General features: G+C 65.7%; 16 protein-coding genes and 2 tRNA genes. 9 read left to right on the forward strand and 9 right to left on the reverse strand.

Features of this window, described 5'->3' with window-relative positions; translation table 11 throughout:
• Window positions 1–69: 69 nt before the first annotated feature.
• From ASG86_RS13815 to bcp, 6 genes are all read right to left on the reverse strand, one after another.
• Complete coding sequence (locus ASG86_RS13815) at window positions 70–3,300, reverse strand: efflux RND transporter permease subunit (protein WP_056335229.1); 3,231 nt, start codon at window positions 3,298–3,300, stop codon at window positions 70–72.
• Between the two features lie 69 nt (window positions 3,301–3,369).
• The gene (locus tag ASG86_RS13820) at window positions 3,370–4,872 is read right to left on the reverse strand and encodes a malate:quinone oxidoreductase (RefSeq protein WP_056335231.1); all 1,503 of its coding nucleotides are present in this window, start codon (window positions 4,870–4,872) and stop codon (window positions 3,370–3,372) included.
• Between the two features lie 79 nt (window positions 4,873–4,951).
• Window positions 4,952–6,619, reverse strand: coding sequence for an ABC transporter substrate-binding protein (locus ASG86_RS13825; protein ID WP_235565179.1), 1,668 nt, complete (start codon window positions 6,617–6,619; stop codon window positions 4,952–4,954).
• Window positions 6,620–6,780: 161 nt separating this feature from the next.
• Window positions 6,781–7,473 carry a fasciclin domain-containing protein gene (locus ASG86_RS13830; protein ID WP_056335234.1) on the reverse strand — a complete coding sequence of 231 codons (693 nt, stop codon included), beginning with the start codon at window positions 7,471–7,473 and terminating at the stop codon, window positions 6,781–6,783.
• A gap of 229 nt (window positions 7,474–7,702) precedes the next feature.
• Window positions 7,703–7,784: transfer RNA gene (locus ASG86_RS13835), tRNA-Leu, on the reverse strand.
• A 119-nt stretch (window positions 7,785–7,903) separates the two neighbouring features.
• A complete protein-coding gene (bcp, locus tag ASG86_RS13840) occupies window positions 7,904–8,377 on the reverse strand; it encodes a thioredoxin-dependent thiol peroxidase (RefSeq protein WP_056335237.1) in 474 nt (157 codons plus the stop codon).
• A 96-nt stretch (window positions 8,378–8,473) separates the two neighbouring features.
• On the opposite strand from bcp, the gene ASG86_RS13845 reads away from it, so the two are divergent.
• Window positions 8,474–8,932 (forward strand): MarR family winged helix-turn-helix transcriptional regulator, encoded by a 459-nt coding sequence (locus ASG86_RS13845; protein ID WP_056335240.1) that lies wholly within the window; start codon window positions 8,474–8,476, stop codon window positions 8,930–8,932.
• A gap of 241 nt (window positions 8,933–9,173) precedes the next feature.
• Here ASG86_RS13845 and ASG86_RS13850 read toward each other — a convergent pair.
• From ASG86_RS13850 to ASG86_RS13860, 3 genes are all read right to left on the reverse strand, one after another.
• Window positions 9,174–9,249 (reverse strand) — tRNA-Lys (locus ASG86_RS13850).
• A gap of 114 nt (window positions 9,250–9,363) precedes the next feature.
• A complete protein-coding gene (locus tag ASG86_RS13855; RefSeq protein ID WP_082566789.1) occupies window positions 9,364–10,584 on the reverse strand; it encodes a PQQ-dependent sugar dehydrogenase in 1,221 nt (406 codons plus the stop codon).
• The gene (locus tag ASG86_RS13860; protein WP_056335242.1) at window positions 10,538–11,647 is read right to left on the reverse strand and encodes a sunset domain-containing protein; all 1,110 of its coding nucleotides are present in this window, start codon (window positions 11,645–11,647) and stop codon (window positions 10,538–10,540) included. The genes ASG86_RS13855 and ASG86_RS13860 overlap by 47 nt, the downstream gene beginning before the upstream one ends.
• 260 nt (window positions 11,648–11,907) lie before the next feature.
• On the opposite strand from ASG86_RS13860, the gene ilvD reads away from it, so the two are divergent.
• From ilvD to metG, 8 genes are all read left to right on the forward strand, one after another.
• Window positions 11,908–13,629: a dihydroxy-acid dehydratase gene (ilvD, locus tag ASG86_RS13865; protein ID WP_056335245.1), complete on the forward strand. Its 1,722-nt coding sequence runs from the start codon at window positions 11,908–11,910 to the stop codon at window positions 13,627–13,629.
• A 371-nt stretch (window positions 13,630–14,000) separates the two neighbouring features.
• Window positions 14,001–15,908: an acetolactate synthase large subunit gene (locus tag ASG86_RS13870; protein WP_056335248.1), complete on the forward strand. Its 1,908-nt coding sequence runs from the start codon at window positions 14,001–14,003 to the stop codon at window positions 15,906–15,908.
• 2 nt (window positions 15,909–15,910) lie between these two features.
• Window positions 15,911–16,423 (forward strand): acetolactate synthase small subunit, encoded by a 513-nt coding sequence (gene ilvN, locus ASG86_RS13875; RefSeq protein WP_056335251.1) that lies wholly within the window; start codon window positions 15,911–15,913, stop codon window positions 16,421–16,423.
• Between the two features lie 83 nt (window positions 16,424–16,506).
• Window positions 16,507–17,532 carry a ketol-acid reductoisomerase gene (ilvC, locus tag ASG86_RS13880; RefSeq protein ID WP_056335254.1) on the forward strand — a complete coding sequence of 342 codons (1,026 nt, stop codon included), beginning with the start codon at window positions 16,507–16,509 and terminating at the stop codon, window positions 17,530–17,532.
• Between the two features lie 125 nt (window positions 17,533–17,657).
• Complete coding sequence (gene serA / locus ASG86_RS13885) at window positions 17,658–19,247, forward strand: phosphoglycerate dehydrogenase (protein ID WP_056335256.1); 1,590 nt, start codon at window positions 17,658–17,660, stop codon at window positions 19,245–19,247.
• 215 nt (window positions 19,248–19,462) lie between these two features.
• Window positions 19,463–22,261: an ABC transporter permease gene (locus ASG86_RS13890; protein WP_056335259.1), complete on the forward strand. Its 2,799-nt coding sequence runs from the start codon at window positions 19,463–19,465 to the stop codon at window positions 22,259–22,261.
• The gene (locus ASG86_RS13895; protein WP_056335262.1) at window positions 22,258–23,013 is read left to right on the forward strand and encodes an ABC transporter ATP-binding protein; all 756 of its coding nucleotides are present in this window, start codon (window positions 22,258–22,260) and stop codon (window positions 23,011–23,013) included. Before ASG86_RS13890 ends, ASG86_RS13895 begins: the two co-directional genes overlap by 4 nt.
• Window positions 23,014–23,047: 34 nt before the next feature.
• Entirely contained in the window at window positions 23,048–24,604 is a 1,557-nt protein-coding gene (metG, locus tag ASG86_RS13900) for a methionine--tRNA ligase (RefSeq protein ID WP_056335265.1), read from the forward strand.
• Window positions 24,605–24,692: the final 88 nt, after the last annotated feature.

Consider the following 24,692-nt stretch of genomic DNA (forward strand, 5'->3'; position numbering starts at 1 on the left):
AGGCCAATGTAGATGCATTTGCATCTATCGCCGGATACAACGCTGTACGGCCGGAAATATTCCGTCGTTTTATTCGGCGCCGGGAGCGGCGCGCCGGCCGCTGACTTTTGGCACCTGGCCCGTAGTCCAGTCGCGGAACTCAGCATCCACGTCGGCGGCAGGACCAAACTCCGGGCGGGCCTTGAGGTCACGCAACAGCGCCTTCTTCTCACGCCGCCCCTCCACCAGCCGGTACAGCACCGGAACCAGGACCAGGGTCAACGCGGTGGAGGACACCAGGCCGCCGATCACCACCACGGCCAGCGGCTGTGAGATGAACCCGCCGCCGCCCGTGAGGCCCAGTGCCATGGGAGTCAGGGCAAAGACCGTAGCAAGTGCCGTCATCAGGATGGGCCGGAGCCGCTGGCGCGCACCGTTCGTGATGGCGTCCGCCACATTCATGCCGGGCCGGCCGTCGCGCGGCTGCCGGTACTGGTTGATCAGGTCGATCAGCACGATGGCGTTGGTGACCACGATGCCCACCAGCATCAGCATGCCGATGAGCGATGGCAGGCCCAGGGGCACGCCGGTGAGCAGCAGCAGCGCCACGGCGCCGGTGGCCGCAAACGGAACCGAGACCAACAGGATCAGCGGCTGGATGAGGGACTTGAAGGTGGCCACCATGATCACGTAGACGATGGCGATCGCTGCCAGCAGGGCCAGCCCCAGCTGCCGGAACGATTCCGCCTGCTGCGTGGTGGCGCCGCCGATCTCCGCGGTGACGCCGGCCGGCAGCTGGACGTCAGCCAGGCGTTTTTGGACTTCCGTGTTCACCGCACCCAGGTTGGAGCCCGACGGCGTGATGGACACCTTGGCGGTGCGCTCACCGTTGCTGGCGGTGATGGAGACGGGGACGTCCACCTGCTCGACGGAAGCGATGCTTCCCAGCGTCACCGGCCGGCCACCCGCCGGCAGCGGGATGTTCCGGACGGCGTCGATGCTGGTGAACTTGGTGCCCTGGCCGATGCGGACGGGGAAATCGTCGGTGTCGATCCGTACCGTGCCGGCAGGGATGGGGCTGATGGTGGATGCCAGCACCCCGGCAACCTGTTCCTCGTTCAGGCCCGCGGCGGCGGCTTTGGCCCTGTCCACCCGGACCTGGACCACGGGGTTGCTGGCGGCCAGGTTGCTGGCCACCTCACTTGTGCCGGGGACGCCTGTCATGGCTGCCACCATCGTGTCGCTGGCAGCCTGGAGGTCGGCGCTGTCAGCAGCCTTCAGCGTGATGTCCACGGTGGATGAGGTGCCAAAGCCGCCCTGCTGGGTGCCCACCGATACCTTGCCTGAGCCGGGCACCCTCGCAAGCTCCGAGCGCACGGTCTCCTGCAGGCGTGCCTGGTTGGCCTTTTCGTCCGTCACCACCGTGAAGGTGGAGTTGGAGGAACCGGTGGATGTGAGTGCGGCAAAACCGGCCTGGGCGTTGCCGGAGGTCACCTGGACGTCCTTGATGCCGTCGATCCCACGGAGCACCTCTTCGAGGCGGACGGCGGCGGCGCTGGTGTCGGCCAGGCTGGTGCCGGCCGGCAGTACCTGGCGCACGGTAAGGCTGTTCTGTCCCGAATTGCCCAGGAGGTTTGTGGCCAGCAGCGGTGTCATGGCGCCGGTGGCACCGAGCACCAGCACTGCAGCCACGAGGGTAATGACTGGATGTTTCTGGGTGGAGCGGAGGATGGGCAGGTAGCCGCGCTGCAGGCGGCTGCGCTGTTCGGCGTCGTGGGCCTTCGCTTTTGCCTCATCGGCGATCCGCCGGGCCTCGGCGGAGCCGGCAGCAGCCGTACCCGCCGCGTCCTTGGGATTCCTGAGGAACCAGTAGGCGAGCACCGGGACGATGGTCAGTGACACCAGCAGCGAGGCCAGCAGCGCCATGGTCACCGTCAAGGCGAAGGGCCGGAACAGTTCACCGGCCAGTTCGCCGACGAAGGCGATCGGCAGGAACACAGCCACCGTGGTCAGGGTGGAGGCGGTGATGGCACCGGCCACCTCCCTGATGGCGGTGAGGATCGCCGTCGACTTATCCTCGCCGTAACTCAGGTGCCGCTTGATGTTTTCGATCACGACAATCGAGTCGTCCACCACGCGCCCGATCGCGATGGTGAGCGCGCCGAGCGTCAGGATGTTCAGCGAGTAGCCGGTGGCCGACAGGCCAATGAACGTGATCAGCAGGGACAGCGGAATGGATACCGCCGTGACCAGCGTTGACCGGGCGGACATCAGGAAGAGCAGGATAATGGCGACGGCGAACCCCAGCCCCAGCAGGCCTTCCGTGGTGAGGTCCTTGATGGATTTCTCGATGAACGGTGCCTGGTCGAAGACAGGGGTGAACCTGGCGTTGGACCCCAGTTCGGCTTCCAGGTCCTTCAGGGAGTCCCGCACCGCGTGCGAGATGCCCACCGTGTCGCCTTCGGGTTTCTTGGTGACGGAGATGGCCAGCGTCTCGGCGCCGTTGGTGCGGGTGATCGAGGTGCGTTCATCGTCCTTGAGCGACACATCCGCGACAGTACCGATGGTTGCCCCGTTTTTGGCACCTCCCAGCGGCAGTGCCTTGATGGCGTCCAGGGAGTCCACCGGGCTGCCGATCTGGAGCGACAAGGTCTTGCCCTGGTCCTGCAGGGTGCCTGCCGGGACCAGCGCGCCGTTGTTGGACAGGGCGTCCCGGATGGAGGTCACACTTGTCCCCGCTGCCGTCATGGCGTCGGGCTTTGGAAGGATCTCGATGTGCTGGGAGGCGCCGCCGGTCACGTCGGCGCTGCGAACGCCGTCGATCTTCTGCAGCCTGGGCACGGTCAGGCGCTGCAGGTCGGCGTTCAGCCCGCTCAGCGGCTTGTCGGAGGAGACGGCGAGGAAAACGATGGGGAAGTCGCTGATGCTTCCGGCAATGGCCTGCGGCTGGACATCGCTGGGCAGGGTCCGCTTGGCGTTGGAGATGGCCCGGTCGATCTGGTTGCGGGCCCGGTCCAGGTTGGATCCGTACGTGAACACCATGGTGATCTGGGAGACGCCGGTGCGCGAAGTGGAAGAGGTGGACTCCAGCCCCTCCACGCCGTTCAGCGCCTTTTCGAGCGGGCCACTGACCTGCTTGTCCACCACTTCCGGCGACGCACCCGGCATGGAGCTGAGCACCGTGATCTGCGGGAACTCAATGGAAGGAATGAGCTCCTGCTTCAGCGATGACATCGTGATCACGCCGAAGACCGAGGCGAAGACGGTGATCAGGGCGATCAGGGCCCGGTTCGCCAGGGAAAGGTGCGCCAGCCGGAACATGGGTGGTCTCCTGGGGGTCTGAGTGACTGGTACATGCCCTGGGGGTGCCAGCCGCTGGCCCCGGCAGGGTCAGTGGCTGGCGGAAACGCTCTCCAGCTGGAGGGATTTGGCCGTGGCCCGTTCCAGCTCCGCGGCAAGGTCCGGATTCTCATCCAGCTTCACTCCGTAGCCGGGCATCATGTCCTTGAGCTTGCCCTGCCAGCCCTTGAAGTTCCGGGGGAACGTCTTCTGCAGGAGCTCGATCATGATGGGGACAGCGGTCGAGGCTCCGGGCGAGGCGCCCAGGAGCGCACCGATGGAGCCGTCGCGGCCGGCGATCACTTCGGTTCCGAACTGAAGGATGCCGCCCTTTTGCGGGTCTTTCTTGATGATCTGTACACGCTGGCCGGCCGTAATGAGTTCCCAGTCCCCGCCCTTTGCCTCGGGGTAGTACTCGCGCAGTCCCTCGACCTTCTGGTCGTGCTTCTTCACCACTTCCTTGACCAGGTAGGCGGTGAGGTCCATGTTGTCCTTGGCAACTGCCAGCATGGGAATGATGTTGGACGGCCGGATGGACAGTGGCAGGTCCAGGTAGGAGCCGTTCTTCAGGAAGTTCGTGGAGAATCCGGCGTACGGGCCGAACAGGAGCGAGCGCTTCCCGTTGACGTAGCGGGTGTCCAGGTGCGGAACGGACATGGGCGGAGCGCCCACGGACGCCTGGCCATAGACCTTGGCGCTGTGCTGGGCCGCGATGGCCTCGTCCGTGCAGCGGAAGAACTGGCCGGAGACGGGGAAGCCGCCGTAGCCCTTGCTTTCCGGGATGCCGGAGGCCTGGAGCAGGTGCAGGGCGCCGCCGCCGGCCCCGACAAAGACGAACTTGGCGTGGATCTTGCCGTGTTCCCCGGACTTGGGGTGCTTCAGCGTCAGGTCCCAGCCGCCGTCGGACGCCCGGGAGATTCCGGTGACGTCGTGGTTGTAGTTGATTTCGACGCCGTTGTGCCCCAGGTAGGTGGTCAGCTCGCGGGTGAGTGCCCCGAAGTCGACGTCGGTTCCCTCGGCGGCGCGGGTGGCGGCGATGCGCTGCTGGGGGTCGCGGCCCTTGACGATCAGCGGCGCCCACTTGGCAATCTGGGCGTGGTCCTCGGAGTACTCCATGCTGCGGAACAGGGTGTGCGGCTTCAGTGCCTCATAGCGGGTCTTCAGGAACCGGGCGTGGTCCTCACCGATCACGAAGCTCATGTGCGGGACGGTGTTGATGAAGCCCTTGGGCGAACCGATCAGGTTGTTGTCCACCAGGTGGGACCAGAACTGGCGCGAGAGCTGGAACTGTTCGTTGATGAGCAGTGCCTTGGCGGGGTTGACCGAGCCGTCTTTGGCTGCGGGGGAGTAGTTGAGCTCGCAGAGGGCGGCATGGCCCGTTCCTGCGTTGTTCCAGGGATCTGAGCTTTCGAGGCCCGGCTGGTCCAGCCGTTCGAACAGGGAGATGGTCCAGTCCGGTTCCAGCTGCTTGAGGAATGCCCCCAGCGTGGCGCTCATGATGCCGCCGCCTATCAGGACAACGTCGGCGTGTGGGGTCTTGGAAATGAAGGTCACGATCAGTCTCCGATTGCAGCGGCTCTGGCTGTCACAGAATATCCCCGTGCAGCCCGCATACTGAAATTGGCCCGGGCCGTCAAGGCTTTAGCTGGACCTTCGTGAAAACTTCGTTTAAGACCGGGGAGGCGGGGTAGCTCAGCACGCGGTCTGACAGGGCAAGCGCGGAGATGGGGAAGGCGATGGGAACAGCCGGCACGGTCGCCGCTATCTGGGTGTTGATCGTGTGATAGAGCTCATCGCGTTCCTTGCCGTCGGGCAGCCCCCGTGCCCGGTTGATCTTTGAGAAGACCTGGGGGTCCTGGTAGCCGAACTCCCCGTTCTTCTCGCCGAAGAGCGGGCCCACGAAGTTGTCCGCATCCGAGTAGGAGCCATTCCAGCCGAGGATGTGGAGCGCGTGGTCGCCGGAGGACTGGACCTTCTGCAGGTATCCGTCGGACCAGTCAACCGGGACGGGCCGGATATTGAAGCCCACTGCGGTCAGCTGGCGGCTGAGTTCCGCGTAGACCTTCTCCGGTGTGGGCAGGTAGGGGCGGGTGACGTTCATGGGGTAGTAGAACTTCAGTTCCTCGCCCGCGTAGCCGCCCTCCTTCAGGTAATCCTTGGCCTTCACTGGATCGTGTCCGAGTGCCGGTGCGTCGTTGTTGAAGCCGCTGATCTTGGGCGGAACAAACTGCGTGGCCTTGGCGGTGTTATCGATGAAGAACTTCCGGATCAGGGTTTCCTTGTCGATCGCCAGCTCCACCGCCTGCCGGACCTTCTGGTTCTGGAGCACCGGGATGTCCTGGTTCATGCCGACGTACATCACCGAGAAGGGGTCGCGCTGCACAATCTGCTTGCCGCGCTTGACCAATTGGTCGAAATTCCCCACGGTGACGGCGTCATAACCGTCAATCTTTCCGTCCAACAGGGCCTGGAGACGGGTCTGGGGATGGTTGTAGGCCAGGAAGTTGATGGTGGCGATCTGGCCGCGGTCGCCCCAGTAGGTCCTGTTGCTGGACAAGGTGACGTTGTCGTTGCCCCATGCGGCCAGGGTGAAGGGTCCGGTGCCCACCGGGTTGGTGGCGAACGCGGACATCGCCTGGCCGCCCCGGTTCTGGTCCAGGACGTCGGCCCTGCCGGCGGCGAGGGCAGCAGGGGACGCAATGGCGAAGGCCGGCAGCGTCAGTGACTGGAGGAACGCCGTGAAACGCTGCGTCAGGTCAATCTGGACGGTGTCGGCGGAGACCGCCGTGCAGCTTTTGAAGATGGACAGCCCAGGCTCGTCCGAGTGCGCCTTGAACACGCTCTTGAACGAGCTGCCGGGCGCCTGTTTCCGCAACTCCACGGGAAAGGTGAACCAACGGTTGAAATTGGCGCAGACGGCGTCGGCGTTGAATGGTGTGCCGTCCTGGAAGGTCACCCCCGTTCGGAGCTTGAAGGTGTAGGTCCGGCCTTCGTTGGACTCGTTCCACTCCGTGGCCAGCAGCGGGGTGGGCTTGCCGGTGGTCTGGTCGACGCCTACCAGCCCTTCGAGGATCTGGCGGGTGATGCGCTGGGACTCCACGTCACCGGACAGGGCCGGGTCCAGTCCCAGGGGCTGGGCGGCGGTGCCGAAATTGAACGTGGCATCCGGCTCGGCGGGAGTGGAATTGGGCGTTCCGGAGGTGGGGGACGGGGACGGCATTCCCGTGCATGAGGTCACGCCCAGCGCCATGAGGACGGCGCCGGCTTTGATGACCGTCCGCCGCGATGTACTGCTGGGCACTCGTTTATCACCTCTGGATGCTGCCGGCTCCGCCGCTTGCGGGCCGGGACCCAGTCTAGAGGACAGGACCTGGGGCGGACCCCAGGTACACGCGTGACGCGCCAAGGCCCGGGTCCGCTGGTTGCCGGCGGACCCGGGCCTTGAGGGGGCGTGCGCGGTGCTTACTTGGGCATGAGGACCGAGTCGACCAGGTAGACCGTCGCGTTCTTGGTCTTGACGCCGCCGCAAACGACGTTGGCGTTGTCCACCTTGAGGTTGTCCCCGCTGCCGGTCACCGTGACGGAACCGCCCTGGACCGTGGCGTGCGTGCCGGCGATCTTGTCCGGGGTGATCTGGCCGGGAACCACGTGGTAGGTCAGGATCTTGCTCAGCAGCGCGTCGTCCGTCTTCAGGGTCTCGATGGTGGCGGCGTCGATCTTCTTGAAGGCGTCGTCAACCGGTGCGAAGACAGTGAATTCGCCGCCGTTGAGGGTGTCAACCAGGTCCACCTTGGGGTTCAGCTTGCCGGAAACGGCGGCCGTGAGGGTGGTCAGGATCGGGTTGTTGGAGGCGGCCACGGCCACCGGATCAAGGGCCATGCCCTCCACCGAGCCGGCACCGCTGGGAACCTGCTGGGCGTAGGCGGCGCAGCCGGGGCCAACCAGGTTGGCGGCCGGGTCCATGCTGGCCGCAGACGGGGACGCCATGGCGGAGCTGGACGGCGATGCCATGCTGGAGCTGGGGGAGGACGCCATCGGCGCAGACGACGCCGAGGAACCGGAAGTGGTGCCGGAACCGCCACATGCGGTGAGGCTCAGCAGTGCGGCCGCTGCAACGCCGGCGACGGTGAAAGTGGTGCGCTTGAAGGTCTGCATTTCAGTTCTCCTTGGATCGTTTTGCCTGCCGCTTGTGGACGCTGTCCGCGGCCTGCACCTTGCCTTGGTGTAAGCACCTGCCCTTGGCTGGTGTCTCAATGGCTATTCGGCCGTTGGGCGGCGGCGGATGGGTGATCTTTGGAGTTTTTCTAATCGGGGCAGAAACCGGCGGCAGCCAGGCGGGTGCTTAAAGCACGGATCCCCCGGCCGAAGCCGGGGGATCCACAGGTGCGCAAGGGGGGACTTGAACCCCCACGCCCGAAGGCACAGGAACCTAAATCCTGCGTGTCTGCCAATTTCACCACTCGCGCGCGGCGTCCCGCTGCCAACCTTTAAGGTCCGACGGCGGATGCCAGTGTCCATTGTAGCGTTGCCCCGCGGGCCTGCCTGGGCGGGTCCTTGGCAGCAGGCCCGGGGTGGGCGCCAGAGATCAGTTGTCCAGGTTGAGGTCCCGCCGCAGTTTGGCCACGTGGCCGGTGGCCCGGACGTTGTACTGGGCAAGGGAAACGGCGCCGGATGGGTCCACCACCACAGTGGACCGGATGAGGCCCTGGTAAGTCTTGCCGTAGTTCTTCTTCTCGCCCCAGGCGCCGTACGCCTCGGCCACCGCGTGGTCCGCGTCGGAGAGCAGCGGGAACGTCAGCGACTCGTTCGCAGCAAACTTGGCCAGTTTCTCAACGGGGTCGGGGGAGATGCCCAGGACGTCGTAGCCGGAGGCCTGCAGGGAGGCGAGGCTGTCCCGGAAGTCGCAGGCCTCCTTGGTGCAGCCGGGCGTGGAGGCGGCCGGGTAGAAATAGACAATGGTGGAGCGGCCGGGCCGGGGAGCCAGGCTGACGTCCTTGCCGGTTGAATCCTGCAGGGTGAAAGCGGGTGCTTTGTCGCCGGTAACGAGTCTTTCAGCCATTGTTTTTCTCCTTGTTGCGGGCGGGACACAACAGCCTAGTAAGCAGGTGGGACGAGTGCTAATCGGCATTTGGCTATACTTGCTGCTATGCCTGATATGGATCACTGGCCCACAGGGCGCCTCCTGTCCACTGCTGCGCGCCTCGTTGAACACTCATGGAACGAAAAACTTGGCGCCATCGGACTTACCCACGCCGGTGTTATCGCCATCGAAGTCCTTGCCGCGCAAGGACCCATGACCCAGGCGCAGCTTGCCCAGTATGTCCGCGTCCAGGCCCAGACCATGGGCAAGACGCTCAGCCGGCTTGAGTCCCACGGCCACATCGTCCGGGTGCGCAGCACCTCGGACCGCAGGAGCCACGTGGTCTCGCTCACCGAGCAGGGCAAGGACGCCGTGGCCCAGGCTGTGGAGATGGAGCGCTCGGTGCTGGGATCGGCGTCGATTGACCCCGAACTGCTGCGGCAGGAACTCAAGGCCGTGGTGCGTGAGCTCGCCAGCCAGTTCTCCACGACGCCCGGCAACGCCGCTGCCCTGGTGGACAACGCCGCCAAGTAGCTGTGGCACCGCAGACCGCTTAACGAAAGCGCGGCTCTGGCTTGGAAAAGCCGGGCCGCGCTTTTTTGTGCCCAGCCGCCGGGCCGCCGTCGTATTTCTCCCCGCCCCACTCCCATCGATTGCTCCGTACCTGCCGTTTTGAGCCCTCAAAGCGGCACTTACGGAGCAATCGATGACCAAGTGGGCAAAACAAAACAGCCCCCGGCTTGTGTTTCCACAAAGCCGGAGGCTGTTTTCCCAGTGGTGCACCCCCCGGGACTTGAACCCGGAACCCATTGATTAAGAGTCAATTGCTCTGCCAATTGAGCTAGAGGTGCATCTTGTTCGCTTCCATCTCCGGGCTTTTTCTTTCCCGTTGATCTCCGCAACGACATGAAACTCTACACGAACTTTTGGTGCAAGTGAAATCGGCGCCGGCGGCGGTGCCTGGATTACTGGAGGGGGCGCAAAACCAGCACGAAATCAGGGTTTTCGTTGTTCGTCAGCAGCCATAACCCGCCCTCCGGAGTCCGGATGACGTCCCGGATCCTGCCGTACTCACCTGTGAAATAGGCCACAGGATTACCTGCCTCCGTCCCTTGGAGCGGGACCGCCCAGAAGCGTTCACCGCGAAGGGCGCCCAGATAGGCAACACCGCCGGCAATTTCCAGTCCGCTGGGTGAGGAGTCGCGGGTGGAAGGCCACACCACCTTGGCGTCCTGGAACTCCGCACGGTGCGGAGCGCCCGTGACCAACGGCCAACCGTAGTTGGCACCCGGCAAAATCAGGTTCAACTCATCGTCCACGTCCGGGCCGAACTCGCTGGCCCACAGCCGGCCTGCTCCATCCCAGGCCAGGCCCTGGACGTTCCGGTGCCCCAGGCTGTAGACGGCGTTGCCAAACGGGTTGCCCGGGGCGGGGCTGCCGTCGGGGGTGAGCCGGAGTATCTTCCCGCCCAGGGCGCGCGGATCCTGGGGCTGTTCGCGGCGCTGGGCATCGCCCGTGCCCACATACAGGAAGCCGTCCGGACCGAAACGGATCCTGCCGCCATTGTGGGTACTGGCCTTTGGTATCCCCGACAACACCACCTGGGGCTGGCCGAGCGCCAGGGAACCGTCGGCATCGCCTTGGACGGTAAGCCGGACCACCCGGTTGTCCTCACGGGCGGTCAGGTAGGCATACAGCAGGTGGTCTTCGTCGAAGTGCGGGGACAGCGCCAGGCCCAGCAGGCCCCCTTCGCCGGCGGGCACCACGTCCGGGACCTTGCCGAGCGTGGCGGCTTTTCCATCCCGTACGGCCTTCAGCAGCGCCGTTTCCCGCTCGGAGATGATGGCAGTCCCGTCCGGAAGGAACACGGCGGCCCACGGGATGTCCAGCTGCAGCTCCAGCCGTTCCTGCACCGTGGGAACAGGGACAGTTTGAGGAGGAGGGGCCGGGGCAGAGGAAGAAGCGGCGGCGGGGACGGTGGGCGGCGGAGGGATAACGACGGCGGTTCCCGGCGCGGTGCCGCTGCTGGCCGTGCCGGAGCCCGGTTGAGGCGGCCCGGACGTTCCCGTGCAGGCGGCCAGTGCCAGGCACACGGCCAGGGAGGGAAGGCCCGCCGCGGCGCGGCGGGCCTTCCCCCTGCTAGAGCCGTTTGCGGCGCGGGGCCCGGAAGCCTGCAGCCTCCGCATGCGCAGCAGATTCAAACCAGACTTCCGCCCGGGTCTGCTCATAGTCGGGATGCCCTTCTTCGTAGTAGACCATTGCGGCGGCATCGCCCTTGACCGTGTAGTCCGCCGGTCCGCTTCCGTCGGGACCCGGCGCAGCCGAACCTGCCCCATATGGCTCATCTGCTGCAAGGTGCCCGGAAGGCAGGACGGAATCCGGGCCCTGTGCCTGCACGGCCGGCCCGGCCGCAGCCACGTCCTGGCCCTGCCTGGATGGCTGGTGGTGGTCCGCGCCGTTCTCCACGAGGGCGGAGGACTGGGTGCGGTCCAGCGTTTCGGCCGCGGCGGCTTCCCCCTGGCTCCCGCCGGCGGCGGCAGGCGCGGCCGGCGCCTGCCGGTTTACAGATTCGGAGGAGTCGGCCCGGTGCTGGGACGCGTATCCGCCCGCCGGCACCTCAGGTGACGTGCCGGCGTCGTCCGTGCTCTCAACGGCGGCCGTTTCAGCGCCGGGAAGCGTGGGGGCGTGGGGGGCCGTGTATTCGTCATGGTGGACCGGGAGGGAGTCCGGCGGGGAAGCCTGACCGGAGGCTGTCCCGGCGGAGGCATCGGTCCGGTCAGCCTGATGCGCAGGAGTACCGGCTGGCCCCACCGCCGAGGAGCCTGACCCGGCTCCTGCCTCGGACCATTGGGTTTCCCATTCGGCCTGGTCCGCAGCCTCGTTTTGTGACTGGCTCTCCGATTGGTCCTGGTGATGGCGCTGCCCAGCCTCGGCGCCGCTGGCTGAAGCGCTGCCGCCTGAAACGCTGCTGCGGGACGTGCCGGAGCCGGAAGCGGACGAATCCGCCGGTTCCTCGGCAGTGGCAGGGGCGGCGGGTTCGGCCGGCCTTCCGAACCCCGCCGCGGTGGGGATACCGGTGGTGCCCGCGGCATCGGCGGATGCTGCGGCACTGCCGCCCTCGAGCGCTCCGTCCGTCCTGGTCCCTGCCGATGGCCTGCCGGACGGGCCGGCTGACTTGTTGCGGTTCAGCAGCCACCAGATGATGACGGCGATGACAACGATGAGAATGATCCAGAAAACAATGTCCATGGCAGGCCTTTCGGTCCAGGTGGCTGGGTGTCCTGTCCCCGACGCTACGTCGGGTCACCACGGCTGTCCAGAGACGCCGCGCGACCCGGAGCCCTGCGCTGGCCGGAAGCCCTTCGGCGGGGCCGCATCGGGGCCTACGGCAGCCCTCGTCTCGAAATATGAGACAGAAGTCCACTATTTGGCGGGTTTTTCAGGCGTTTTTGCCACATCCCTGGTCCGGCGGTCGTTTCGGCCAGGGTCCGAGCCCTAGACTTTCCCCTATGAGTGACGCCCAGACCGCAAGCGAGAACACGCCTGACATCAAGCCCCGCAGCCGTGTTGTGACCGATGGGATCCATGCGGCCCCTGCACGCGGCATGTTCCGGGCCGTGGGCATGGGGGATGACGACTTCGCCAAGCCGCAGGTGGGCGTGGCAAGTTCCTGGAATGAAATCACCCCCTGCAACCTCTCCCTGAACCGGCTCGCGCAGGGTGCCAAGGAAGGCGTCCACGCGGGGGGCGGTTTCCCCATGCAGTTCGGCACCATCTCCGTCTCCGACGGTATTTCCATGGGCCACGAAGGCATGCACTTTTCCCTGGTCTCCCGCGAAGTCATCGCCGACTCCGTCGAGACCGTGATGCAGGCCGAGCGGATCGACGGTTCGGTCCTGCTGGCAGGCTGTGACAAGTCCCTCCCGGGCATGCTCATGGCCGCCGCCCGCCTGGACCTGGCCAGCGTGTTCCTCTACGCGGGCTCCATCATGCCCGGCTGGGTCAAGCTCGAGGACGGATCCGAAAAGGAAGTCACCCTCATCGACGCCTTCGAAGCGGTCGGCGCGTGCGCGGCCGGCAAGATGAGCATGGAGGACCTCACCCGCATCGAAAAGGCCATCTGCCCCGGCGAAGGCGCCTGCGGCGGCATGTACACGGCCAACACCATGGCCTGCATCGGCGAGGCACTCGGCATGTCCCTGCCCGGCTCGGCCGCACCACCTTCGGCAGACCGCCGTCGTGACGAATTCGCCCGCAAGTCGGGCGAAGCAGTGGTCAACCTGCTGCGCCATGGCATCACAGCCCGCGACATCATGACCAGGAAGGCCTTCGAGAACGCCATCGCCGTCACCATGGCCTTCGGCGGCTCCACCAATGCCGTCCTGCACCTGCTGGCCATCGCCCGCGAAGCCGAGGTTGAGCTCACCCTTGACGACTTCAACCGCATCGGCGACAAGATCCCGCACCTGGGCGACCTCAAGCCGTTCGGCCGCTACGTCATGACCGACGTCGACAGGATCGGCGGCGTACCGGTGATCATGAAGGCCCTGCTCGACGCCGGCCTGCTCCACGGGGATTGCCTCACCGTCACGGGCAAGACCGTCGCTGAAAACCTGGCCGCGATCAACCCGCCCGACGTGGACGGAAAGATCCTGCGCGCGCTGGACAACCCGATCCACAAGACCGGCGGCATCACCATCCTGCACGGCACCATGGCCCCGGAGGGCGCGGTGGTGAAGAGCGCCGGGTTCGACGCCGACGTTTTCGAGGGAACGGCCCGCGTGTTCGAGCGTGAGCAGGGTGCCCTGGACGCGCTGGACAACGGTGCCATCAAAGCGGGGGATGTTGTGGTCATCCGCTATGAAGGGCCCAAGGGAGGCCCGGGAATGCGCGAAATGCTCGCGATCACCGGTGCCATCAAGGGGGCAGGGCTGGGCAAGGACGTCCTGCTGCTCACCGACGGCAGGTTCTCCGGCGGCACCACGGGGCTGTGTATTGGCCACGTTGCACCGGAAGCGGTCGACGGCGGCCCCATCGCCTTTGTGAAGGACGGCGACCGGATCCGCGTGGACATCGCCGCCCGCAGCTTCGACCTGCTGGTGGACGAAGCCGAGCTCGAAGCCCGTAAGGCAGGGTGGGAGCCGCTCCCGGCCCGCTACACAAAGGGCGTCCTCGCCAAGTACGCCAAACTGGTGCACAGCGCGAGCCAGGGCGCCTACACCGGCGTCTGACGCCTTCCCTTTACATAAGGCGCTGAGCGCCTTATGTAAAGGGACCCTCGGCGTCACCCTTATTAAGCCCTTCCGGGCTTGGGTGGGTCGCTGAGGGATTGGTCCCTGGGAAGAGGGGATCGAAAGATGGACAATGGAGTCCATATGGTGAGATTGGGTTGTTGCTCGTTGACACTGATCTTGCCAAGAGGGAACACTGAACGCATGACCTTCGTTACCGGCACTGTCGTCGTCCTTACCAAGCGCGTGGCACATTAGCCTCCACTGGTAACGAACCGTCACGCGCGAAACCCCTCACAGAGCCACCCGGCTGAGGGGTTTTTTTATTTCCTCCAGCCACAAACCACAGAAGATCCACAAGGAAGAGTCCGATGAGCAAAGGATCGCCCATCAGCCCCTCGCTGATGGCCACCAAGTCCGCTGGAGCCGCCAAGGCTCCGGAACGCGCCGACCGGACGGCTGACCACGCCGCCGTCGTCGCCGACCTTGCTGCCGTCTCTCCTGTCCTTGGGCCGAACAACGTCGTACCCCCGACGGTGATGACCGGCTCGCAAGCGATCGTCCGCTCGCTCGAAGAACTCGGCGTCGACGATATTTTCGGTTTGCCCGGTGGCGCAATCCTGCCCACCTACGACCCCTTGATGGCCTCCACCATGAACCACGTGCTGGTCCGTCACGAACAGGGAGCCGGCCACGCCGCGCAAGGCTACGCCATGGTCACGGGGAGGGTTGGCGTCTGCATCGCCACCTCCGGCCCCGGAGCCACCAACCTCGTTACCGCCATCATGGATGCCCACATGGACTCCGTGCCCCTGGTGGCCATCACCGGCCAGGTATCCAGCGGCGTCATCGGCACCGACGCCTTCCAGGAAGCCGACATCGTGGGCATCACCATGCCCATCACCAAGCACTCCTTCCTGGTGACGGACCCCAACGACATCCCCCACGTCATGGCCGAAGCCTTCCACCTTGCTTCCACCGGCCGTCCCGGGCCGGTGCTGGTGGACGTTGCCAAGGACGCCCAGGTTGGCCAGATGACGTTCTCCTGGCCGCCGAAGATCGACCTGCCCGGCTACCGGCCGGTCACCCGCGGCCACAACAAGCAGGTGCGCGAGGCCGCCAAGCTCATTGCGGCGTCCACCAAGCCGGTTCTGTACGTGGGCGGCGGTGTGGTCAAGTCGCACGCCTCCGCCGAGCTGCTCGCCCTCGCCGAAGCAACCGGGGCACCTGTGGTCACCACACTGATGGCGAAGGGCGCGTTCCCGGATTCGCACCCCCAGCACGTGGGCATGCCCGGCATGCACGGCAGCGTCTCGGCCGTCACCGCGCTGCAGCAGTCCGATCTGCTGATCACGCTCGGCGCCCGCTTCGATGACCGCGTCACCGGCGTGCTGAAGACCTTCGCGCCCAATGCCAAAGTCATCCATGCGGACATCGATCCGGCTGAAATTTCCAAGAACCGCACCGCTGACGTGCCCATCGTGGGATCCGTCAAGGAGATCATCCCCGAACTCACCGAGGCCGTGCGCAGCCAGTTCGAGGCCTCCGGCACCCCCGACCTCACCACCTGGTGGGCGTTCCTGAACAACCTCAAGGAAACCTACCCGCTGGGCTGGACGGAACCGGATGACGGCCTGATCGCCCCGCAGAAGGTCATCCAGCGGATCGGCGCCCTCACCGGGCCTGAAGGCGTGTACGTGGCCGGCGTGGGCCAGCACCAGATGTGGGCTGCCCAGTTCATCAAGTATGAGCGCCCCCACGCCTGGCTGAACTCCGGCGGCGCCGGCACCATGGGTTACGCCGTCCCGGCGGCCATGGGCGCGAAGGTTGGCGAGCCCGACCGGGTGGTCTGGGCCATCGACGGCGACGGCTGCTTCCAGATGACCAACCAGGAATTGGCTACCTGCGCCATCAACAACATCCCCATCAAGGTGGCTGTCATCAACAACTCTTCGCTGGGAATGGTGCGCCAGTGGCAGACCCTCTTCTACGAGGGCCGCTACTCCAATACCGACCTCAACACCGGCCATGACACTGTCCGTATCCCGGACTTCGTCAAGCTGGGGGAGGCCTACGGCTGCGCCTCGTTCCGCTGTGAACGCGAAGAGGACATCGACGCCACCATCCAAAAGGCCCTCGAGATCAACGACCGCCCCGTGGTGATCGACTTCGTGGTGAGCCCCAACTCCATGGTGTGGCCAATGGTGCCCGCCGGCGTGAGCAACGACCAGATCCAGGTTGCCCGCAACATGACCCCGGAATGGGAAGAGGAAGACTGAGCATGAGCCGCCACACACTCTCCGTCCTGGTTGAGGACAAGCCCGGCGTCCTGACCCGCGTGGCCAGCCTCTTCGCCCGCCGCGCCTTCAACATCAACTCCCTGGCCGTTGGCCCCACCGAAGTGCCGGGCGTATCCCGCATGACGGTGGTGGTCGACGCCGACGGCGACCTCATCGAGCAGGTCACCAAGCAGCTCAACAAACTGATCAACGTGATCAAGATCGTTGAGCTGACTCTCGAATCTTCCGTACAGCGCGACCACATCCTGGTCAAGGTACGTGCGGATGCCGCAACACGTCTGCAGGTAACCCAGGCCGCAGACCTGTTCCGCGCTTCAGTGGTTGACGTCTCTACAGACTCCGTCGTCATTGAGGCCACAGGCCACCCCGAAAAGCTCACAGCCCTGCTCTCAGTGCTGGAGCCCTTCGGCATCCGCGAAATTGTGCAGTCCGGCACCCTGGCCGTTGGACGGGGATCCCGCTCCATGAGTGACCGGGCGCTCCGCTCCGCCTAGGCACCTGCCCAAGGCGGGACTGGCGCCCGTAACCGCAGCACCGCAAGACCACTATCTACAACCACTCAAGAGGAGTTACGCAAGTGACTGAAATGTTCTACGACGACGACGCCGACCTGTCGATCATCCAGGGCCGCAAGGTTGCCATTGTTGGCTACGGTTCCCAGGGCCACGCCCACGCGCTGAACCTGCGCGATTCCGGCGTCGAGGTCGTCATCGCCCTGAAGGACGGCTCCAAGTCGACCGCCAAGGCGCAGGATGCAGGCTTCACGGTCAAGAACGTTGCCGACGCCGCCGAATGGGCCGACGTCATCATGATCCTGGCGCCGGACCAGCACCAGCGCTCGATCTACAACGACTCCATCAAGGACAAGCTGACCCCCGGCAAGGCGCTGGCCTTCGCCCACGGCTTCAACATCCGCTTCGGCTACATCCAGGCACCGGAAGGCGTTGACGTCATCCTGGTGGCCCCGAAGGCTCCGGGCCACACCGTCCGTCGCGAGTTCGAGGCCGGCCGCGGCATCCCGGACATCATCGCCGTCGAGCAGGACGCGTCCGGCAATGCCTGGGAGCTGGCCAAGTCCTATGCCAAGGCCATCGGCGGCACCCGCGCCGGCGTCATCAAGACCACCTTCACCGAAGAGACCGAAACCGACCTCTTCGGCGAGCAGTCCGTCCTCTGCGGCGGTGTCTCGCAACTGATCCAGTACGGCTTCGAAACCCTGACCGAAGCCGGCTACCAGCCGCAGATCGCCTACTTCGAGGTGCTGCACGAGCTCAAGCTCATCGTCGACCTCATGTGGGAAGGCGGCATCGCCAAGCAGCGCTGGAGCGTCTCCGACACCGCAGAGTACGGCGACTACGTCTCCGGCCCGCGCGTCATCACCCCCGAGGTGAAGGAAAACATGAAGGCCGTCCTGGCCGACATCCAGTCCGGTGCATTCGCCAAGCGCTTCATCGAGGACCAGGACAACGGCGGCGTGGAGTTCAAGGAACTGCGCGCCAAGGCCGAGCAGCACCCCATCGAGGCTGTTGGCCGCGAACTGCGCTCCCTGTTCTCCTGGCAGCAGCAGGACGTCGACTACGTGGAAGGCTCTGCAGCCCGCTAAGGCTGCCAGCCCAACCACGCAGACCGCAACGGTGAGGCCGGGTTCACACTTAACAATGTGAGCCCGGCCTTTCCGTCGGCCTAGACTTGTTTCCATCCCCAGGACTGCAACGCAGAGGATCAGCCGTGTCAAAACCCGTAGTACTGCTCGCCGAAGAACTTTCCCCCGCCACCGTCGAGGCCCTTGGCCCGGACTTTGAGATCCGCCAGACCGACGGCGCAGACCGTTCCCAGCTGCTCTCGGCGATCAGTGACGTAGACGCGATCCTGGTCCGCTCCGCCACCCAGGTTGATGCCGAAGCCATCGCGGCGGCCAAGAACCTGAAGGTCATCGCCCGCGCCGGCGTGGGGCTGGACAACGTGGACATCAAAGCCGCCACGCAGGCCGGCGTCATGGTGGTCAACGCGCCCACCTCCAACATCGTCTCCGCCGCCGAACTCACCGTGGGCCACATCCTGAGTCTGGCCCGCCACATCCCGCAGGCCAGCGCCGCCCTCAAGGACGGCGAATGGAAGCGCTCCAAGTACACCGGCATCGAGCTGTTCGAAAAGAAAATCGGCATCATCGGCCTGGGCCGCATCGGCGCCCTGGTGGCAGCCCGCCTGAAGGGCTTCGACACCAAGATCCTGGCCTACGATCCCTACATCACCTCCGCCCGCGCCGCGCAGCTGGGCGTGCAGCTGGTCACCCTGGATGAACTCCTGGCCCAGTCCGATTTCATCACCATCCACATGCCCAAGACGCCCGAGACGGTGGGCATGCTGGGTGCTGACGCGTTCAGGAAGATGAAGAAGACCGCTTACGTGGTCAACGTGGCCCGCGGCGGCCTGGTGGACGAGGAAGCCCTCTTCACCGCCCTCCAGGATGGCGAAATCGCCGGTGCGGGCGTTGACGTCTTCGCCAAGGAGCCCAGCACCGACCTGCCGTTCTTCAAGCTCGACAACGTGGTGGTGACCCCGCACCTGGGCGCATCAACGGATGAAGCGCAGGAAAAGGCCGGCGTCTCCGTGGCCAAGTCCGTCCGCCTGGCCCTCGCCGGCGAGCTGGTGCCGGACGCCGTCAACGTTGCCGGCGGCGTCATCGCCCCCGATGTCCGCCCGGGCATCCCGCTGATCGAGAAGCTGGGCCGCATCTTCACGGCGCTGACCCACGCATCGCTGACCCAGTTCGACGTCGAGGTGGCCGGCGAGATCTCGTCCCTGGACGTCAAGGTGCTGGAACTGGCGGCGCTGAAGGGCATCTTCGCCGACGTCGTGACCGAGCAGGTGTCCTACGTCAACGCCCCCGTCATCGCCGAGCAGCGCGGCATCAACGTCCGCCTGATCACCACCCCGGAGACCGAGTCCTACCGCAACGTCCTGACGCTGCGCGGCGCCCTCAGCGACGGCAGCCAGATCTCCGTGGCCGGCACCCTGACCGGCCCCAAGCAGATCGAGAAGCTGGTGGGCATTAACGGCTTCGAGGTGGAAATCCCCATCAGCGAGCACCTTGTGGTGGTTGCCTACACCGACCGCCCCGGCGTGATCGGCACCATCGGCCACATCCTGGGCATGAACAACATCAACATCGCCGGCATGCAGGTGGCCCGCTCCAACGAGGGCGGCCAGGTCCTGGCCCTGCTGACCATCGACAGCTCCGTTCCCCAGCAGGTGCTCGACGCCATCAAGGCCGGCATCGGCGCCGAAATGGTCCGGGAAGTGGACCTGGAAGACTAAGGGGACACACCGGCCGAAACGCCGTAGCCGCTCCTCCTCGAGGCCCCGTCCAGGCGGAGCCACGTATGATTGGCCGGTCTGCTTACAATGGCTTGGTCCTGATTCAGGACCGTAGCCGGCAGACCGGCCAATACCTTTTGCACATCCGTCCGTCATAGTCCACGCCCTCGGGCGGATGGAAGTGTGCGCACGCAATCCAGGTTTCAGGGAGTTCCATGAACGCCGTCCAGAGGTTCATCAGAAGCAGGGTGCTGCTGTTGACCGCGGCCATCTTGATCGCAGCCATGTGCTTGTCGGTCCTCGTCCAAAGCCAGTCGCAGGCTGCGCTCAACCGGACGGTTGATGAAAATTCGAGGGGGCTCTACGACATCCTGGTGCAGGCGAAGGCGCCCTCCGGTGCCCTCCTGCAGCCCGAGATCGCCAACGGCGCCGGCGGCATCGGCTTCGACCAGCTGGACTCCATCCGGAAGCTGACCGGCACTTCCGTGGCAGCCCCCATCAGCCTGGTGTCGCGTGTCACGCAGAACCTGGAGACGCCCCGCCTGGACGCCATGGACTACCTCGGCTACAACGCCGGGCTGGCCGGCACCGCCACCGCGGACCAGGCAGCGGGTGCCACCGCGCCGGACAAGTGGCCGGCCGCTGAATCCGTCCTGACCGACGCCGCAAAGAAGTACCGGCTGACTGCCAGCGCCGTAAGCTCCGACGGCAGCTCAGAGCAGACCCTCTTCAAGACCACCGCCGAAGGCACGCTGGGCAAGGCACGGCTCGTGGAGGAAAAGGCGCAGGGCGGCAGCAGCATCCGCATCGCCCCGGCAGCGGGGGAGACCGGCATTAAGTTCCCCGCCCCCGCCGGCGGCTCCGAGCACAACCTCTTCAACCTTTCCGTGTCACTGCCGCTGGCCCCCGAAGTCACCGAATCCGTGGTGGCGGTGGACCCCGCTGCCGAACGGGCCCTGCTCGGCACGGCCGGCGACTTCCTGGCCCCGCTGGAGAAGGCCCCGCCCGCCGATGCCCGTGACGCAGGCGCCGTGGGCCGCTACCTGGAAGGGCTCTTCACCAACGGCATCAGCATGGACCAGCTGAAGGAAGGGCCTGACTTCCTGGGCGTCAAGCTCAAGTACTGGGCCCCGCTGATGACCCAGTACCAGCAGGCCAAGCGCACCGGCCAGCTGACCAGCGGCTCGCAGGCAGTCCCCCTGATCGTGCGCTCCGGCACCTCCCTGGACCTGAGGTACAACGTCAAGATCGAGGAAATTGACGACGCCGGCAAGGTGGTCAAGGACGTCGGTACAGTTTCGAAGTCCCTGGGCAAGGACTACCTGCCTTTCGTGTCAAAGGACCCCTTCGTTTTGTCCTGGCCGGGCTCCACGGACCACTCCTCCCTGCTGGGCAGCAACGGCAACTTCAACCCCGGCCTGTACACCCCGGCCAAGTGGAGCACCGCTTTCGCCGGCGCCCCCAAATACACGGACGGCAGCACCGCGGCCAACGGCGCCGTGGACAAGACCGCCGTGCCCGGCGAATGGGTCACCGTCAACCGCCTGCCTGACAAGGCCGCCAACGGTGCGCCCGTTGACCAGACCCAGCGGAACCCGGTGGACGAGCGGTCCTACCGGGAAAACCTCTCCACCGGCCAGCAGCAGGCCGCAACGCCGCTGCCCATGGTGTACGGCACGTTCGACCCCGCCGCCGTCGAGGCAGCCTCCGGCGACGTCAACAAGCTCCCGCTGGGCGGATACGACCCCACGCCCTTCACCCTGGTCAAGGATGCGGCCGGCAAGGATGTTCCCGCCGCGGACCTGAAGCCTTCGTTGAGCGCCACCGGGCTGGCCAGCCAGTCCGCCGGCGCCATCACCGACTACTACGGACTCGCAGCAGCGCGCGGCTACAAGCAGAACGCGGCCGTCATCGACGCCGTTCGCGTCCGCGCCAAGGCGCCGGGCAGCTGGAAGGACGCGCAGCCCGAGGTGGAGAAGCTTGCCGCCCAGATCCGGGACATGGGCCTGGATGCCACCGTGGTGGCCGGTTCGGCCCGCGAGGACACCAGCATTTTCGTCCCCGGCTACTCCAAGGACGGAGCCGGCAAGGAGTCCGCGCTGGGCACCGTCCAGCAGTCCTGGGTCCGGCAGAACGCCGCTGAAGCGGTGGCGGGAGCACTGTCGGGCACCAACATCACGCTGCTGTTCCTGACACTGTGCGGCGCGGCCCTGCTGACCGGTGCCTCCACCGTGAGCTACATCCGGAAACGCCGCAGCGAAGCAGGCACCCTGCGGGCCATGGGCTGGACCCAGCGGCGGATCCGCAGCTGGGTGCTTGAGGAATTCGGCGTAGGGGCAGTGCTGCTCGCCGCCGCAGGCATCGTGCTGAGCCTGCTGAGCTGGAGCCTTGCCACCGCACTGGTGTGTATCGCCGTCCTGGTCCTCTACTGCGGCGCGGCCCTCTTTGCCGCGCAGCAGCTGCGCCACCGCGACGAAATCGACCAGGAGCCGCAGCACGATGAACGGCTCATCCCGGTGGATTCGCCACTGACCTTCGCAAACCGGCAGCTCAGCACCAACAAGTTCAACACGCTGTCCCTGGCGGTTGCGGTGGGCGTCTTCGGTGCCGCCGTCGGCGGGCTGATCGCCCTGCTGATCGACATCCCCCGGGCCGCCGGTGCCAGCGCGCTCAGCGGGCTGGCCGCGGCCAGCGTGACCCTGCCGAGCATCCTGCTGGCGCTTGCGGGCGTGGCCGTGGGGCTCGTGCTGACCTTGGTGACGGGCCGCTTCGAACTCAATGCCAAGCGGCAGTACCTTGGCATCCTCCAGGCGATGGGCTGGAACCCGGACATGCTCCGCCAGGTGCGGTTGTTTGAAAACGCACTGGTGGGAACCGTGGCCTTGCCGCTGGGCGTGCTGGGCGCCCTGGGCATCGGCCTGCTGCTGGCACCCTACGCGGCCATCTGGGCCGCCGTGGCCGGCCTGGCGGCTGTTATTTGCTGGATACCGATTGCAACGAAAGTGGTCCAATGACAAACCCGACGAACCTCCAGCGCAGCCGCAGGAGCGGCTCCAATGAGGTCCCCCTGCAGACCCGGGCCAACACCATTGTCAAGTCGGCAGACCACGCCACCCCGCTGGAGATGCGCGACATCACCATCCGCTATGGCGGTGGAAAGGGCGGCGCCGAAGCCGTGAGCGTGGTGGAAGGCTTCGACCTGACCCTGCACGCCGGCGAGATGCACTGCGTGGCCGGCCGAAGCGGCTCCGGCAAGACCAGCATCCTGACCGTCGGCGCCGGACTCACCCTGCCGACGTCGGGCCGTGTCTTCTGGGAAGGTGATTCCCTCGAAAGCATGGGCGACGACGAAATCGCCGACCGTCGTCGTGCATTGATCGGCTATGTGGACCAGGGCGGCGCCCTGATCGACGGCATGAGCGCGCTCGAGAACGTCCTCCTGCCCGCCGTTCCCGACGGCGAGGTGGACCAGCGGCGCGACATGGCCAAGGACCTCCTGGACCTGGTGGGCCTGGGCCGGCGCATGCGGCACCGTCCCGCGCAGCTGTCCGGCGGTGAACGCCAGCGCGTGGCGATCGCCCGCGCCCTGATCCTGGGCACCAGGGTCCTGGTGGTGGATGAGCCCACCGCCAGCCTGGACCGCGCCTCCGCCAACCGCATCATCAGCATCCTGAAGGACACCACCAATGACGGCATCGCCGTGCTGGTGGCCTCGCACGACCACGAACTGGTCCGGCTCAGCGATACCCTGACAGAACTGATCTAGCCCACTCCTCCGTACCGAAGGTAACCGTCCGACCGTGACAGCTTCAGAGAAAACGCCGTTCTACATCACCACGGCCATCACCTACCCCAACGGCGTGCCGCACATCGGGCACGCCTACGAGTACATTGCCACCGACGCCATGGCGCGCTTCAAGCGCCTGGACGGCTATGACGTGATGTTCCTGACCGGCACGGATGAACACGGCATGAAGATAGCCCAGACCGCCGAAAAGGAAGGCATCACCCCCAAGGAACTGGTGAACCGGAATGCCGAGGTCTACAAGGCCGCGCATGCCGCCCTGGGCATCAGCTACGACCGCTTCATCCGCACCACGGACGAGGACCACTACGCTGCGTCCCAGGCGATCTGGAAGAAGATGGAAGCCAACGGCGACATCTACCTCGACAAGTACGAGGGCTGGTATTCCGTCCGGGACGAGGCTTTCTATGCCGAGGATGAAACGGTGGTGAAGGACGACGGCGTGCGCTACTCGAAAGAGACGGACACCGAGGTGACGTGGACGGCGGAGGAGAGCTACTTCTTCCGGCTGTCCGCCTACCAGGACAAGCTGCTGGCCCTCTACGAGTCCCACCCGGAGTTCGGCGCGCCGCAGTACCGGTTCAATGAGGTCATCAGCTTCGTCAAGCGCGGCCTGGAGGACCTGTCCATCAGCCGGACCACGTTCGACTGGGGTGTTCCCGTTCCGGGGAACGACAAGCACGTCATGTACGTGTGGGTGGATGCGCTCACCAACTACCTCACCGGCGTCGGCTACCCGGACACCGAATCGGAGCAGTTCCGGAAGTACTGGCCTGCGGACGTCCACATCATCGGCAAGGACATCTCCCGGTTCCACGCCATCTACTGGCCGGCCTTCCTGATGAGCGCCGGCCTTGAACTGCCCAAGCGGGTCATGATCCACGGGTTCCTGCACAACAACGGGGTCAAAATGTCCAAGTCCCTGGGCAACGTGGTGGCCCCGGCGGACTTCGTGGCACAGTACGGCCTGGACCAGGTGCGGTTCTTCTTCCTGCGCGAGGTGCCGTTCGGGGCGGACGGCAGCTACAACCATGAGGCCATCGTGGGCCGCATGAACTCGGACCTGGCCAACAACTTCGGCAACCTGGCCCAGCGCTCCCTGTCCATGGTGGCCAAGAACTGCGGCGCGGCCGTGCCGGCTCCAGGGGAGTTCACTGCGGCGGACGCCGCCATCCTGGCACAGGCAAACGGGTTGCTCGAGGCTGCCCGCGCCGCCTTCGACAAGCAGGAATTCAGCCGGGCCCTGGAAGCCATTTGGGGCGTACTGCACCACACCAACGCCTACTTCGCCGAGCAGGCGCCCTGGGTCCTGCGGAAGACCGACGTCGAACGCATGAACACCGTGCTGTACGTGACCCTGGAAGTGCTGCGGATCGTGGCCATCCTGGCCCAGCCGGTGATGCCGAACGCCACGGCCAAACTCCTCGATGCGCTGGGCCAGGCCGAAGGTGACGCCCGCGTATTCGCTGCCATCGACACGCCGATCGTCCCCGGCACGGCCCTGCCGGCACCCACTCCGGTGTTCCCCAAGTTCGAGGAACCTGCGGAGTAGGTCGGGCCCAGGAAACCAGCGGAGGGTGCGCTCCTGTCCAGGAGCTGAGACGGTTTGACCAGCATATGGATGTTTTGGCTACCCTGAA

It is taken from the genome of Arthrobacter sp. Soil764 (genome assembly GCF_001428075.1).
Classification (GTDB): domain Bacteria; phylum Actinomycetota; class Actinomycetes; order Actinomycetales; family Micrococcaceae; genus Arthrobacter.